Source organism: Variovorax sp. SPNA7 (assembly GCF_033807855.1).
GTDB lineage: Bacteria > Pseudomonadota > Gammaproteobacteria > Burkholderiales > Burkholderiaceae_C > Variovorax > Variovorax beijingensis.
In genome coordinates this window covers 2,731,376-2,744,085 of the sequence record NZ_CP138513.1, presented here as the reverse complement: position 1 = coordinate 2,744,085, position 12,710 = coordinate 2,731,376, and the positions used below count along the sequence as shown (strand labels likewise).

The window sequence follows — 12,710 nt, the reverse complement described above, 5'->3', positions numbered from 1 at the left end:
GCCCGTGAAAGCAGCGTGGCTCAAACCGTGACTTGGGCCGTCAGGCGATAACCCGCACCGCGCACCGTCTCGACCATCGGCGAGGCGGCGCCCAGCGATTCGCGCAGGCGCTTGACGTGCACGTCGACCGTGCGTTCCTCGATGTAGACGTGGTCGCCCCAGACCTTGTCGAGCAATTGCGCCCGGCTGTGCACGCGCTCGGCGTGCTGCATCAAATAGGCCAGCAGCTTGAATTCGGTCGGCCCCACCTTGAGCGCATTGCCCTGCCAGGTGACGCGGTGCGTGGCGGTGTCGAGCGCGAGCTCGCCGATCTCCACGCGTTCGGTCACCACCTCGGGCGCGCGGCGGCGCAGCACGGCGCGGATGCGCGCGAGCATTTCCTGGGTCGAGAACGGCTTGGTGATGTAGTCGTCGGCGCCCGCGTCGAGGCCGGCCACCTTGTCGGGCTCGTCGCCGCGCGCGGTGAGCATCAGGATCGGGACGGCCTTGGTGCGCGGGTCCTTGCGCCACTGGCGCGCGAGCTGCAGGCCGCTCTGGCCGGGCAGCATCCAGTCGAGCAGGATCAGGTCCGGCAGGAAGGCGTCGATCTCGCGTTGCGCTGCCGCGCCATCTTCCGACCAGATCGGCTCGAAGCCGTTGTGGCGCAGGTTGACGGCGATCAGCTCGGCGATCGAGGACTCGTCTTCGACGATCAGGACTCGGGGTTTCTTCATGCTTTCTTTGGGAGACTTGCGCTCGCTGTTATTGCAGCGCCGATTCGATCTCTTGCATCGAAGTGTGCCGCACATCGGCGCCCTTGACGATGTAGATGATGAACTCGGCGATGTTCTTGGCGTGGTCGCCGATGCGTTCGATGGCCTTGGCCAGGAACAGCAGGTCGAGGCTCGCCGAGATCGTGCGCGGGTCTTCCATCATGTAGGTGACCAGCTTGCGCACGAAGCCGTCGAACTCCTTGTCGATCAGGTCGTCGTCCTTCAGGATCGACAGCGCCGCGGCCGTGTCCAGCCGCGCGAAGGCGTCGAGCGCGGTGCGCAGCAGGCCCGAGGCCAGGTCGGCCGCGATGCGCAGCTCGTTCGAGGGCAGCGCGCGGGCCGAGCCGCTCTCGATGATCGACTTGACCATGCGCGCGATCTTGTTGGCCTCGTCGCCCACGCGCTCCAGGTTGGCCGTGGTCTTGGAGATGGCAATCAGCAGGCGCAGGTCGCGCGCCGTGGGCTGGCGCCGCGCGATGATCGACGACAGCTCGCGGTCGATCTCGATCTCCATGGCGTTGACTCGCGTCTCGGTTTCCATCACGCGGTCGGCAGCATCGGGATCGAACTGCAGCAGTGCATACACCGCCTGGTGGATCTGCGCCTCGACCATGCCGCCGAGCTCCATCACGCGCGACGACACGCCGTTGAGTTCGCTGTCGAACTGGCTGGAGAGATGTTTTTCAGTCATGTGTGCCTCCTTGGCATCAGCCGAAACGGCCGGTAATGTAGTCCTCGGTCTCCTTGCGCTGCGGCTTGAAGAACATCTGTTCCGTCGCGCCGAATTCGATCAGGTCGCCCAGGTACATGTAGGCGGTGTAGTCGCTGCACCGTGCAGCCTGCTGCATGTTGTGCGTCACGATGACCACGGTGTACTCGTTTTTCAGCTCGGCGATCAACTCTTCGATCTTTGCGGTCGAAATCGGGTCGAGCGCGGAGCAGGGTTCGTCGAGCAGCAGCACTTCGGGCTTGATGGCAATGCCGCGTGCGATGCACAGGCGCTGCTGCTGGCCGCCCGAGAGGCCCGAGCCGCTTTGCTGCAGCTTGTCGCGCACTTCGGTCCACAGCGCCGCCTTCTTGAGCGCCCATTCCACGCGGTCGTCCATTTCGCTTGCGCTCAGATTCTCGAACAGCTTCACGCCGAAAGCGATGTTGTCGTAGATCGACATCGGGAACGGCGTGGGCTTCTGGAACACCATGCCGACCTTGGCGCGGATCAGCGCCACGTCCTGCTTGGAGGTGAGCAGGTTCTCGCCGTCCAGCGCGATGGTGCCCTCGGCACGCTGCTCGGGGTAGAGCTCGAACATGCGGTTGAAGGTGCGCAGCAGGGTCGACTTGCCGCAGCCCGACGGGCCGATGAAGGCCGTCACCTTGTTCTCCGGGATCTCGAGGTTGATGCCCTTGAGCGCATGGAACTTGCCATAGTAGAAGTTCAGGTCCTTGACCGAGATCTTCGAGCGCGACGGTTGTGCGGCGATGTTTGGCATGGTTGCTACTTCTTCTTGAATCAGAGTTTGTTGCGCGTGAGGACCCGCGCCAGGATGTTGAGGGCAAGCACGGCCACGGTGATCAGGAACACGCCGGCCCAGGCCAGCTGCTGCCAGTTCTCGTACGGGCTCATTGCGAACTTGAAGATCGTCACCGGCAGGCTGGCCATCGGCTGCGTGACATCGGAGGTCCAGAACTGGTTGCTCAGCGCCGTGAACAGCAGCGGCGCGGTTTCGCCCGCGATGCGTGCCACCGCCAGCAGGATGCCGGTCACCACACCTGCGCGCGCCGCTTTCAACGTGATGCTGATGATGACCTTCCACTTCGGCGTGCCGAGTGCATAGGCCGCTTCGCGCAACCCCGGCGGCACCAGCTGCAGCATGTTCTCGGTCGTGCGGATCACCACCGGAATCACGATCAGCGCGAGCGCCAGCGCACCGGCCAGGCCCGAAAAGCTCCTGAACTGGGAGACCACCACCGCATAGACGAACAACCCGATCACGATCGACGGTGCCGACAGCAGAATGTCGTTCACGAAACGCGTGATGCTCGAGAGCATTCCCTTCGGGTTGTACTCGGCCAGATAGATGCCGGCCATGATGCCGATGGGCGTGCCCACGAAGGTGGCCATCGCCACCATCACCAGCGAACCGAAGATCGCATTGGCGATGCCGCCCGATTCGTTCGGCGGCGGCGTCATTTCGGTGAACGTGGCAATCGCCAATCCGCCAACGCCCAGGCGCAGGGTTTCCCACAGAATCCAGACGAGCCAGAACACGCCGAACGCCATGGCGGCGAGCGACAGAGTCAGCGCGATGATGTTCACGCGCTTGCGGCTCGCAAACTTGGCCGCGCGGGTTTCATCGAGCGCCTTGGCGCTCAGCAAACGTTCGGCAGTGGTCATGATTTCGTGCCCTCGCTCTTCTTCATCTTCGCCAGCAGGACCTTCGACAGCGACAGCACCACGAAGGTGATGAAGAACAGCACGAGGCCGAGATACATGAGCGACGCCTGATGCAAGCCCTCGGCCGCTTCCGCGAACTCGTTGGCGAGAACCGAGGTAATGCTGTTGGCCGCCTCGAACATGGAAAGCGAGTTGAGCTGGTTGGTGTTGCCGATCACGAAGGTCACAGCCATCGTCTCGCCCAGCGCGCGGCCAAGGCCGAGCATGATGCCGCCGATCACGCCGGCCTTGGTGTAGGGCAATACCACCTTGGAGACGACCTCCCAGGTGGTGGCGCCCAGGCCGTAGGCCGACTCCTTCAGCAGCGGCGGCGTCACCTCGAACACGTCGCGCATCACCGAGGCGATGAACGGAATGATCATGATCGCGAGGATGATGCCGGCCGACAGGATGCCGATGCCCACCGGCGGGCCAGACACAAGCGCGCCCAGATAAGGCACGCCTTCAAACAGCTTTTGCAGCGGCTGCTGCACATAGGTCGACAGAATCGGGCCAAACACGAGCAGGCCCCACATGCCGTAGACGATGGAAGGCACGGCCGCGAGCAGTTCGATGGCGGTGCCGAGCGGGCGCTTCAGCCACGCAGGCGACATTTCAGTCAGGAACAGCGCGATCCCGAAGCTCACCGGCACCGCGATCACCAGCGCAATGATCGACGTGGCAATCGTGCCGTAGATCATGACGAGGCCGCCATACTCGTTCTGCACCGGGTCCCAGACGCTGCTGGTGAGAAAGCCGAGGCCGAACTTCGAGATGGCAGGCCAGGCGCCGGCCAGCAGCGACAGCAGGATCCCGACCAGAAGGCCCAGGGTCAACAACGCCGCCCCCATGGCAGCCCAGCCAAAGAGGCGATCGGTGCCCGCACCGGTGCGAGGACGCTTCGCCGGCGGCGGATTGATGGACGCACGAGCGCGCTCGACCGAGAGATCGAGCGCGGGATTGTTGGCGGGAAAAGTGGATGACACAGGTCGCTCCGTAGCCGTTGCAACGGGCGCGCTGCCCAGTGGTGTGCTGTTCATGCGCGCCCTGCCGCTTTACTTGAATGCGACGGGCTTGCCCGAAGCGTCCTTGATCTCGCCCCACGCCTTGGCGATGGTGCCCTTGACGGTGTCGGGCATCGGCACGTAGTCGAGATCGTCGGCGGTCTTGTCGCCGTTCTTGTAGGCCCAGTCGAAGAACTTGAGCGCGGCGGTTGCCTGGGCCGGCTTGTCCTGCGACTTGTGCATCATGATGAACGTCGCGCCCGAAATCGGCCATGCGTCCTTGCCGGCCTGGTTTGTAAGGATCTGATAGAAGCTCTTGCTCCAATCGGCATTTGCGGCGGCAGCCTTGAATGCAACGTCTTCGGGCGCAACGAAGTTGCCCGCTGCGTTCTGCATCTGCGCGTACACCATCTTGTTCTGCTTCACATAGGCGTACTCTACGTAGCCGATCGAATTGGGCAGGCGGTTCACGAAAGCTGCAACGCCTTCGTTGCCCTTGCCGCCGGCACCCGTGGGCCAGTTGACAGCAGTGCCCTCACCCGCCTTGGTCTTCCATTCGGGGCTGACCTTGCTCAGGTAGTTCGTGAAGATGAACGTGGTACCAGAGCCGTCGGCGCGGCGCACAGGCGAAATTGCGGCATCAGGCAGATTGAGCGAGCCATTCAGCGCCTTGATGGCCGGGTCGTTCCACTTGGTGATCTTGCCGAGGTAGATGTCGGCCAGCACGGTACCGTTGAGCTTGAGCTCGCCCGGCTTCACGCCCGCAACATTGATCACAGGCACAACGCCGCCGATCACGGTCGGGAATTGCATCAGGCCCTTGGTCTGGAGTTCTTCGTCCTTGAGCGGCATGTCGGAAGCACCGAAATCGACGGTCTTGGAGTCGATCTGCTTCAGGCCGGCGCCCGAACCGACCGACTGGTAATTGATCTTGACGCCGGTGGCCTTGTTGTAGTCACCCGCCCACTTGGCGTAAAGCGGCGCCGGAAAGGTCGCGCCAGCGCCGGTCACGTCTTGTGCAAAAGCGGGCACCTGGGCAAAGACCGCGGCCACGAGGCCGGCGGCTGCAAACTTGAAAGTCGTTTTCATGGAGGCTTCCTTTAGAAGTAAGAAGTAGTCCCTTTCGGGCTTGGAACGGACTCTAGAAAGCTTGTGTGACATCGGTGTGACACGCCGCTGTCGAGGGAAAATGCCGCTGTTTCTCCCATGGCTTGTGTGACGCTGTCACACAACCGTCATTCGCCGCGCCTAGCCTTGCGAGCCTCGCCACCGGCGATTCGGAAGGCCGCGCGCCCGCCACGGCGCTACGATCGAAGCCACCCGCCTTCTTCCACCACAACTACATGCAAAACGGCACCCGCCTCGCCGCCGTCGATCTCGGCTCGAACAGCTTCAGGCTTGAAATCGGACAGGTCGACCACGGCCAGATCCACCGCACCGAATACCTGAAGGAAACGGTGCGCCAGGGCAACGGCCTGGACAGCGCCCGCAATCTCACGGCCGAGGCCATGCAGCGGGGCTGGGATGCGCTTGCCCGTTTTGGCGAGCGGCTGGCCGGTTTCAAGCGCTCGCAGGTGCGCGCCGTCGCCACCCAGACACTGCGCGAGGCACGCAACCGCGAGGAATTCCTGCTGCGCGCGCGCACCATCCTGGGCTTCGGCATCGACGTGATCCCGGGCCGTGAGGAAGCCCGCCTCATCTACCAGGGCGTGTCGCACATGCTGCCGCACACCGACGCCTCCGACCGCGAGCGCCGCCTGGTGGTGGACATCGGCGGCCGCTCCACCGAAATGATCATCGGCCGCGCGCTCGACGCCGAGCTGATGGAGTCCTACCGCGTGGGCAGCGTCGCCTGGTCGATGAAGCATTTTGCGGAAGGCCTGTTCACCCAGAGCGCATTCCGCGCCGCCGAGGTGGCCGCCAAGGCGGTGCTCGACGACGCGCTGTCGAGCTACACCCGCGACCAGTGGGACGTGGCCTACGGCGCCTCCGGCACCATCGGCGCCGTGGGCGACGTGCTGGCCGCGGCGGGCGGCGAGCCGGGGCTGATCACCCGCGACGGCCTCGACTGGCTGGTCGACCGCCTCCTGAAGGCCGGCAGCACCGACAAGCTGCGCATCGACGGCATGCGCGAAGACCGCAAACCGGTCATCGGCGGCGGCGTGAGCGTGCTGCGCGCGGTGTTCGACCTGCTCGACATCGAGGAAATGCGAGTCGCCCAGGGTGCGCTGCGCCACGGCGTGCTCTATGAACTGCTGGAGCGCGACGAGAGCGTGGCCGACATGCGCACCGCCACCGTGGCGCGGCTGGCGAGCCGGTTCGCGGTCGATGCGGCGCAGGCCAGGCGGGTGGGCGAAACCGCGGCGGCGCTGTTCGTGCAGCTCACCCCGGCCGCGCGCGGGGGCAGCCCCGGCAGCCGTCCCGGGCGGGCGCTGCGCAAGCTCGGCTGGGCGGCGCAGCTGCACGAAATCGGCACGCTGGTCTCGCACAGCGACTATCACAAGCACGGCGCCTACATCCTCGACAACACCGACGCCCCCGGCTTTGCCGTCAACGAACTGCACGCGCTCGGCCAGCTGGTACTCGGCCAGCGCGGAAAGCTGCGCAAGCTCGACGCCGCGCTCGAGGACGAGACCTTCGTGATGCAGTTGCTGTCGCTGCGCCTGGCGGTGATCCTGTGCCATGCGCGCCGCGATCCCGATCCGCGGGCGCTGCATCTTGCGGCGCTGGGCGCCAGGGCCTTCACGATCGCCTGCGCGCCCGACTGGGCCGAGGCCTATCCGCAGTCCGCGCACCTGCTGCGCGAGGAAGTGCTGGCCTGGCAGAAGACCAGCAACTGGCGCGTGGAGCTCAGCGGGGCCTGAGCCGCCCCACTTCGCCCCCGTTTCGCGTTACTTCGCGTCGAGGCCGGCGGTGCGGGTGGTTTCCGCAGGAACCGCGCGCGGCTGGTCGCCCCCGAACATGCCGGCGTAGGCGGGCTGCACGACCCGATCCAGCCCCTGCTTCAACCCCTGGTGGGCCACCGCGGTGTCCTTGAGCAGGCCGTCGTAGCTGAAATAGGTGGGCTCGCTCACATCGGCGGTATGGGCCGTCTGGTGCACGACGGATTGCCGCTCGTCCCTGAGCAGCTGCTCCACCGAGATGAAGGGCTTGAAGCTCGAGGTCGCATCGGCTGCGCCGTACGCCGTGGTGATCCGCAGGATCAAGGTGCTGTAGCCGGGCGTGGGCTGGAGCTCCGGCACCTTCATCTCGCTGGCCGCTCCGGTGGCGCGCATGAAGGGCGTCAGCTTCACTTCGCGGCCGCTCTCGCGCAGGCGCGCCGCCAGCTGCTCCGCGAACTGCCTGTTGAGCGCCATGCTCGTGCCGCTGTTCCTCACCGCGGCCGTGAATTCCTTGCTGCGCTGGTCGGTCCGGGCAGCCATGGTCATCCGGCTGTTGGTGTCGATGGTGAGAGCCACCAGCGCGCCGATGGGCCCCAGAAGGAGTCCGGCAAAGCCCGTCAGGCCCGAACCGCCGCCGTCCGTGACGATCAGCTGGTCTTCCTCGTTGTAGATGAGTTCGACCTTCGCGGCCGACCGGGTGGCGTCCTGGCGCGCCTGCAGCGTGGGTTTGGATGCATCGGCCGCACACCCCGCCAGGAGGGCGGTGGCGACGAGCAGGAACGTCAGCTTCTGCAACGACATGCCCGCGTCCAGGCGCAGCAGGTCCATGAAGCTTCTTGGCAGCGGGTTGAGCAGTTTCATGCGTGTTCCCCAGTGATGTGGTCGATGTGGAGTCACTGTAGGAATCGCGCCGCCTGCGCACATGGGCGGTGCGCACTTTCTCCAGGGAGACAAGCGCCCCGCCACTGCTATCCGCGGCCATGACAAAGCGCCTGCCCGCAAGTGCGGGATGCGGCTACCCGAGCCGTTTCACCTGGCGTCGAGGCTGGCCGTGCGGGTGGCTTCCGAACTGCCCAGGCGCGGCGGCCCGTCTTCGCCGAACATGCCGGCATACGCAGGCTGGACGATCCGGGAAAGGCCTTGCCGCAGGCCGTCCTGGGCCCTGGCCGAGTCCTGCAGCAGGCCGTCGTATGCCAGGTAGGCCGGCTCCTCCAGGTCGGAGGTGTGGGTGGTCTGGTGGAGAACGCCCTGCTGCTCGTCCTGCAGCGACTGCTCGATCGCCACGAAAGGCTTGAAGCTCGATGTCATGTCGGGCGCTCCGTAGGTCGTGGTGACCCGCACGAGCAAGGTGCTGTAGCCCGGGGTGGGTTCGAATCCAGGCGCCTGCATCTGGGCGAGTTCGCCGTCCATGCGCGCGGCGGGTGTCAGCTTCACTTCGCGGCCGCCGGTCCGCAGGCGTGCCGCCAACTGCTCCGCAAACTGCCTGTTGAGCGGCATGGCGCCGCTGCTTTTCACGGCGGCCGTGAACTCCTTGCTGCGCCGCTCGATGCGGCTGGCCAGCGTCACCCGCGTGCCGACCTCGACACCAAGGGCCACCAGCGTGCCGACAGGCCCGAAAATCCCGGCCCAGCCCATGATCGCGGAGCCGCCGCCATCCATCACGGACAGCTGGTCCTGCGCGTTGTAGACGAGTTCGATCTTCGTGATCGACCGGGTGGCGTCGTGGCGAACCTGCTGCGCGGGTTCGGGTGTGCTCGTGGCGCAGCCGGCCAGCAGAGCTGCAGAGATCAGCAGCGAAACAAGCGTCTTCATGGGGGGGGGCGGCTGTAAGTTAAAGATGCAATTTGTGTCCAAATGCATCTCACGCAATCATTGTGCCTAGATGGCACTGCCGCGCCCCACCAAATTCGTCAATTAGTTTACATATTCGGGCAAATTTTCAGCCCGCCGATCCCTCCAGCTCAGAGGAGCTCGGGCGACTGCACCGTCACCACGACGGTCTGCACGTCGCCATCGCGCTCGCGCGTGCGGATCCACCAGAGCGAACCCTTGCGCACCGGGCAGCTGTCCTGCTTCAGGCCGAGAAGCAGCGAGATGGCCTGCCCCACCGAAGGCTGGTGCCCGATCATCAGCACCACCGACTTGCCGTTGGGCCAGCCGGCCGCGGCCAGCATGGCCTCGGCGGTGGTGTCGGGGGCGAGCTCAGCGCGCAGCTTGTATTTGCGGCCGAGTGCAAGCGCGGTCTGCTCGCAGCGCCGCGCGGGGCTGCAGATGATGCGCGTGCCATCCGGCAGCTGCCGGTCGAGCCAGCTTGCCATGCGCTTGGCCTGCTTCTCGCCGCGCGCGGTCAGGGAACGCTGCAGGTCGTCGCAGCCCTCGGTCCAGTCCTCGGCTTCGGCGTGGCGCCAGAAGATCAAGTCCATGGTTGTTGTCTTTCGGTCGTCAGTTGCTGGGTGCATCGGGGTGATGGCCTCGCGATGCATACCGGTTCATGAGTGCGGCCTGTGCGCCGTGCGCCTCGACGATACGTGACGCGCCCGCCTCGCCCGAGTGGGTGTCGTGGTCGACGCGCGTGTAGATGCCGTCGCCGCCCAGGTCCCAGGCGTCGCGGCCGTCGTGCAGGTAGGCGACCAGGCATTCGTCGATCAGGCGCTGTCGCAGGCCGGGGTCGGTCACCGGCCAGGCCAGCTCGATGCGCCGCATCATGTTGCGGTTCATCCAGTCGGCGCTCGACAGGTAGAGCGACTCGTCCTCGCCATTGCGGAAGTAGAAGACGCGCGAGTGCTCGAGAAAACGCCCGATCACCGAACGCACGCGGATGTTGTCGGTGAGCCCCGGCACCTGCGCGGGCAGCGTGCAGGCACCTCGCACGATGAGGTCGATCTTCACGCCGTTCTGGCCGGCGCGCATCAGCGCGGCCACCAGTGCGTCGTCGGTCAGCGCATTCATCTTGGCGACGATGCGGGTCGGCTCGCCGGTGGCAGCGGCCAGGCCCAGCGCGTCGATCTGCGCGACGAGGTTCTTGTGCAGGTCGAACGGCGCGAGCCACATGCGGTTGAGCTTGGGCAAGCGGCTCTGGCTTGCCAGGTGCACGAACACGGCTTCCATGTCGGCCGTGAGCAGCGGATCGGCCGTCAGGTGGCTGATGTCGGTGTAGAGCCTGGCGGTGCGCGGGTTGTAGTTGCCGGTGGAAAGATGGCCATAGCGGCGCATCTGCTTGCCCTCGCGGCGCGTCACCAGCAGCATCTTGGCGTGCGTCTTCAGGCCCACCACGCCATACACCACCTGCGCGCCGATCGACTCGAGCATTTCGGCCCAGTTGATGTTGGCCTCTTCGTCGAAGCGGGCCTTGAGCTCCACCACCACCGTCACTTCCTTGCCGCGGCGCACGGCTTCGCGCAGCAGGTCCATCAACTCCGAATCGGTGCCCGTGCGGTAGATGGTCTGCTTGATGGCCAGCACCTGCGGGTCTTGCACGGCCTCGCGCAGGAACGCGAGCACGCCGTCGAAACTCTCGAAGGGCTGGTGGATCAGCACGTCGCCGTGCTGCAGCCGCTCGAAGAACGACTGCGCCGGCGACAGCGTGACCGGGTAGGAGGCCGAGTACGGCGGAAACAGCAGCTGCGGCTCCTCCAGCAGATCGATCAGCTGGGTCAGCCGGGCCAGGTTGACGGGGCCGTGCACACGGTAGAGCGCCTGCGGCGGCAGGTTGAATTGCGCGAGCAGGAAGCTCGCGAGCGACTCGGCGCAGCTGGCCGACACCTCGAGCCGCACGGCCTGCCCGTAGTGCCGGTGCTGCAGCCCCTGGCGCAATGCGGTGCGCAGGTTCTTGACGTCTTCCTCGTCGACCGCCAGGTCGGAATGCCGCGTGACGCGGAACTGCGAGAAGTCGCCCACCTCGCGCCCCGGGAACATGCTCGAAAGATGGGCGCGCACCACGCTCGACAGCGCCACGAACAGCGTCTTGCCGTCCGACACCTTGGCCGGCATGCGGATCACGCGCGGCAGCACGCGCGGCACCTTCACGATCTGGATCGGGTTCTCGCGCCCGAAGGCGTCCTTGCCGCCGAGCCGCACGATGAAGTTGAGCGACTTGTTGGCCACCTGCGGAAACGGATGCGCCGGGTCCAGCCCGACCGGGATCAGCAGCGGGCGCACTTCGCGCTCGAAATATTCGCTGACCCATTTGCGCTGCGCCGGATTGCGTTCGCCGTGCGAAATGATGTGGATGCCGTGCTTTGCGAAGGTCGGCATCAGCTCGTCGTTGTACAGCGCGTACTGGCGCGCCACCATCGCATGGGCGGCCTCCGCCAGCCGCTCGAACGATTCGATCGTGTAGGCGCCCTTCTGGTCGCCGGCGCTGCTGGCAATCAGGTGCGGCGCGGCACGGACTTCGAAGAATTCGTCGAGGTTCGATGAAACGATGCAAAGGTAGCGAAGGCGCTCGACCAGCGGTACTTCGGGCCTGCGGGCCCAGTCGAGCACGCGCTCGTTGAAGGACAGGATGCTGTGGTCGCGGTCGAGCAGCGTGAGGGCCGTTGCCGCGACCGCGGGTGTGCGGTCAGCGGGAGCAGGTTGCATGGGCACTGATTCTGGAGCAAGCGGCACGGGAGCACATGTAGGCTGAAATATGACAGTGTCGCCCTCGTTTGTGACGTTTTCGTGACCGCCGTGTGACGCCTGCGGGCCGCCCTTTGGCAGCCCCGTGCCTGGCGAAGAGGCGGACGGCCCGGCACCGGGCCGGGCGGCCGCCGGCTTCATGCGCCGAGAAAGTGCTTGCGGTAGCGCGGCGGCAGGTCGTCGATGCGCATCAGCATCGGCAGGTCCGCCGTGTTGAAGTCCGGGTCCCACGCCGGGGCGCCCAGCACCTTGGCACCCAGGCGCAGGTAGCCCTTGATGAGCGCGGGCGGCTCGACGTCGAGCGCGCCGTCGAGCCGCTCCACCGGCAGCGGCAGGCGCGGCTGCACCTGGTACTGGATCGGCGCCATGTGGCTGGCCGACAGCTGCCGCCAGATGCTGGCCGCCGCATCGCCGTTGGTCACGCCGTTGTGCGACATCGGAATGCTCGCGCAGCCGATCATGGTGTCGAGCTTGTTGCGGTGCATGAAGCCCGCGAGGGCACCCCACAGCGCGAGAATCACCCCGCCCTGCCGGTGGTCGGGGTGCACGCAGCTGCGGCCCAGCTCGACCATGCGCTCGCGCAGGTCGCGCAGCCGGGTCAGGTCGAACTCGGTGTCGCTGTAGGTGCTGCCCACGCGCCGGGCCTGGGCCGGCGTGAGCACGCGGTAGGTGCCGATCACCTGCTGGGTCTGTTCCTCGCGCACCAGCAGGTGCTCGCAGAAGTCGTCGAACAGGTCGATGTCGTGGCCGGCCAGCGGCGTACTCACGCGGGCGCCCATTTCTCCGACGAACACCTGGTAGCGCAGGCGCTGCGCGGCGCGCACGTCGTCCAGGTGGCGGGCCCAGCTCACGGTGATGCCTTGCCTGGCATCGACGATGACCGGCGGCACCAGCACGGCAGCGGGCACCGATGCGGGCGTGGTTGCAGGGGCGGGCCACAGTGCGGCGCGCAGTCCGAGCTGCGACAGCGGGAACGTCGGGTTGGGCAGTTCTTTCATGGAGACCCTTTCTGCTGACAGAG

The 12,710-nt window shown here is 66.0% G+C and carries 12 protein-coding genes; 1 reads left to right on the top strand and 11 read right to left on the bottom strand.

Annotation, left to right across the window (positions count from 1 at the left end; genetic code table 11):
* Positions 1-20: 20 nt before the first annotated feature.
* Genes phoB through pstS form a run of 6 tightly spaced genes read right to left on the bottom strand, consistent with a single transcriptional unit; the run spans position 21 to position 5,276 of the window.
* Complete coding sequence (gene phoB / locus RZE77_RS12745; protein ID WP_021007058.1) at positions 21-713, bottom strand: phosphate regulon transcriptional regulator PhoB; 693 nt, start codon at positions 711-713, stop codon at positions 21-23.
* A 28-nt stretch (positions 714-741) separates the two neighbouring features.
* A complete protein-coding gene (phoU, locus tag RZE77_RS12740; RefSeq protein WP_012747426.1) occupies positions 742-1,443 on the bottom strand; it encodes a phosphate signaling complex protein PhoU in 702 nt (233 codons plus the stop codon).
* A gap of 16 nt (positions 1,444-1,459) precedes the next feature.
* Positions 1,460-2,239 (bottom strand): phosphate ABC transporter ATP-binding protein PstB, encoded by a 780-nt coding sequence (gene pstB / locus RZE77_RS12735; RefSeq protein WP_012747425.1) that lies wholly within the window; start codon positions 2,237-2,239, stop codon positions 1,460-1,462.
* A gap of 20 nt (positions 2,240-2,259) precedes the next feature.
* Positions 2,260-3,144 carry a phosphate ABC transporter permease PstA gene (gene pstA, locus RZE77_RS12730; RefSeq protein WP_319442146.1) on the bottom strand — a complete coding sequence of 295 codons (885 nt, stop codon included), beginning with the start codon at positions 3,142-3,144 and terminating at the stop codon, positions 2,260-2,262.
* The gene (gene pstC, locus RZE77_RS12725; protein ID WP_319442145.1) at positions 3,141-4,223 is read right to left on the bottom strand and encodes a phosphate ABC transporter permease subunit PstC; all 1,083 of its coding nucleotides are present in this window, start codon (positions 4,221-4,223) and stop codon (positions 3,141-3,143) included. Before pstC ends, pstA begins: the two co-directional genes overlap by 4 nt.
* A 15-nt stretch (positions 4,224-4,238) precedes the next feature.
* Positions 4,239-5,276, bottom strand: coding sequence for a phosphate ABC transporter substrate-binding protein PstS (gene pstS / locus RZE77_RS12720; RefSeq protein WP_319442144.1), 1,038 nt, complete (start codon positions 5,274-5,276; stop codon positions 4,239-4,241).
* 254 nt (positions 5,277-5,530) lie between these two features.
* On the opposite strand from pstS, the gene RZE77_RS12715 reads away from it, so the two are divergent.
* Complete coding sequence (locus RZE77_RS12715) at positions 5,531-7,051, top strand: Ppx/GppA phosphatase family protein (RefSeq protein ID WP_319442143.1); 1,521 nt, start codon at positions 5,531-5,533, stop codon at positions 7,049-7,051.
* Positions 7,052-7,078: 27 nt separating this feature from the next.
* On the opposite strand, the gene RZE77_RS12710 is transcribed toward RZE77_RS12715, so the two are convergent.
* From RZE77_RS12710 to RZE77_RS12690, 5 genes are all read right to left on the bottom strand, one after another.
* A complete protein-coding gene (locus tag RZE77_RS12710; RefSeq protein ID WP_319442142.1) occupies positions 7,079-7,930 on the bottom strand; it encodes a hypothetical protein in 852 nt (283 codons plus the stop codon).
* A 168-nt stretch (positions 7,931-8,098) separates the two neighbouring features.
* Positions 8,099-8,881 carry a hypothetical protein gene (locus tag RZE77_RS12705; RefSeq protein ID WP_319442141.1) on the bottom strand — a complete coding sequence of 261 codons (783 nt, stop codon included), beginning with the start codon at positions 8,879-8,881 and terminating at the stop codon, positions 8,099-8,101.
* 149 nt (positions 8,882-9,030) lie between these two features.
* Positions 9,031-9,492, bottom strand: a complete 462-nt coding sequence (locus RZE77_RS12700; RefSeq protein ID WP_319432176.1) for a SixA phosphatase family protein — start codon at positions 9,490-9,492, stop codon at positions 9,031-9,033.
* A gap of 19 nt (positions 9,493-9,511) precedes the next feature.
* Positions 9,512-11,830 (bottom strand): polyphosphate kinase 1, encoded by a 2,319-nt coding sequence (gene ppk1, locus RZE77_RS12695; RefSeq protein WP_405547506.1) that lies wholly within the window; start codon positions 11,828-11,830, stop codon positions 9,512-9,514.
* Entirely contained in the window at positions 11,827-12,687 is an 861-nt protein-coding gene (locus RZE77_RS12690; protein ID WP_319442139.1) for a GNAT family N-acetyltransferase, read from the bottom strand. The genes ppk1 and RZE77_RS12690 overlap by 4 nt, the downstream gene beginning before the upstream one ends.
* Positions 12,688-12,710: the final 23 nt, after the last annotated feature.

What these genes read in the sequence shown, in the direction of transcription:
- phoB (WP_021007058.1), bottom strand. Translation starts at nt 713, where the DNA reads ATGAAGAAACCCCGAGTCCTGATCGTCGAAGACGAGTCCTCGATCGCC.
- phoU (WP_012747426.1), bottom strand. Translation starts at nt 1,443, where the DNA reads ATGACTGAAAAACATCTCTCCAGCCAGTTCGACAGCGAACTCAACGGC.
- pstB (WP_012747425.1), bottom strand. Translation starts at nt 2,239, where the DNA reads ATGCCAAACATCGCCGCACAACCGTCGCGCTCGAAGATCTCGGTCAAG.
- pstA (WP_319442146.1), bottom strand. Translation starts at nt 3,144, where the DNA reads ATGACCACTGCCGAACGTTTGCTGAGCGCCAAGGCGCTCGATGAAACC.
- pstC (WP_319442145.1), bottom strand. Translation starts at nt 4,223, where the DNA reads ATGAACAGCACACCACTGGGCAGCGCGCCCGTTGCAACGGCTACGGAG.
- pstS (WP_319442144.1), bottom strand. Translation starts at nt 5,276, where the DNA reads ATGAAAACGACTTTCAAGTTTGCAGCCGCCGGCCTCGTGGCCGCGGTC.
- RZE77_RS12715 (WP_319442143.1), top strand. Translation starts at nt 5,531, where the DNA reads ATGCAAAACGGCACCCGCCTCGCCGCCGTCGATCTCGGCTCGAACAGC.
- RZE77_RS12710 (WP_319442142.1), bottom strand. Translation starts at nt 7,930, where the DNA reads ATGAAACTGCTCAACCCGCTGCCAAGAAGCTTCATGGACCTGCTGCGC.
- RZE77_RS12705 (WP_319442141.1), bottom strand. Translation starts at nt 8,881, where the DNA reads ATGAAGACGCTTGTTTCGCTGCTGATCTCTGCAGCTCTGCTGGCCGGC.
- RZE77_RS12700 (WP_319432176.1), bottom strand. Translation starts at nt 9,492, where the DNA reads ATGGACTTGATCTTCTGGCGCCACGCCGAAGCCGAGGACTGGACCGAG.
- ppk1 (WP_405547506.1), bottom strand. Translation starts at nt 11,830, where the DNA reads ATGAAGCCGGCGGCCGCCCGGCCCGGTGCCGGGCCGTCCGCCTCTTCG.
- RZE77_RS12690 (WP_319442139.1), bottom strand. Translation starts at nt 12,687, where the DNA reads ATGAAAGAACTGCCCAACCCGACGTTCCCGCTGTCGCAGCTCGGACTG.